The sequence below is a fragment of the Kitasatospora sp. NPDC056651 genome (assembly GCF_042792155.1).
GTDB lineage: Bacteria > Actinomycetota > Actinomycetes > Streptomycetales > Streptomycetaceae > Kitasatospora.
Window position 1 is genome coordinate 1 of the sequence record NZ_JBHTWX010000248.1, and the last position, 411, is coordinate 411.

Genomic DNA, 411 nt, shown 5'->3' on the forward strand with positions numbered 1-411 from the left:
CAGTGGGTGTCGAACTCGCCGGTGCGGATGGCGGTGATGAAGGCCTGCCAGGCGGGGGTGGTGAAGTGGAGGGCCGGGCCGGAGGGGTCCTTGGAATCCCGGACCGGCATCAGGCCAGTGAAGCCGTCGGCGACCTCGATGCACGCTCCGCCGTTCTGGCCGCTGTAGGTGCTCTTGCGCCAAGTGGTGGGAGTGTTGTGGCTCATGACGGTTCCCTCCTGGTCGGGCAGTGGAGTGGGAAGTCGGCCGGGCCGACTTCCTGTGTAGGAGCGTGGGTCAGTGGGTGTCGAACTCGCCGGTGCGGATGGCGGTGACGAAGGCCTGCCAGGCGGGGGTGGTGAAGTGGAGGGCCGGGCCGGAGGGGTCCTTGGAATCCCGGACCGGCATCAGGCCAGTGAAGCCGTCGGCGAC

2 protein-coding genes are annotated in these 411 nt (G+C 68.6%); both read right to left on the reverse strand.

Going from position 1 to position 411, the window contains the following annotated elements; genetic code table 11:
* Positions 1-206, reverse strand: a 206-nt coding sequence (locus ACFRAR_RS38770) for a DUF397 domain-containing protein (protein ID WP_380705153.1), incomplete at its 3' end; no start/stop codon positions are given.
* Positions 207-276: 70 nt separating this feature from the next.
* On the reverse strand, positions 277-387 hold the full coding sequence (locus ACFRAR_RS38775) for a DUF397 domain-containing protein (protein WP_380705159.1): 111 nt from the start codon (positions 385-387) through the stop codon (positions 277-279).
* Positions 388-411: the final 24 nt, after the last annotated feature.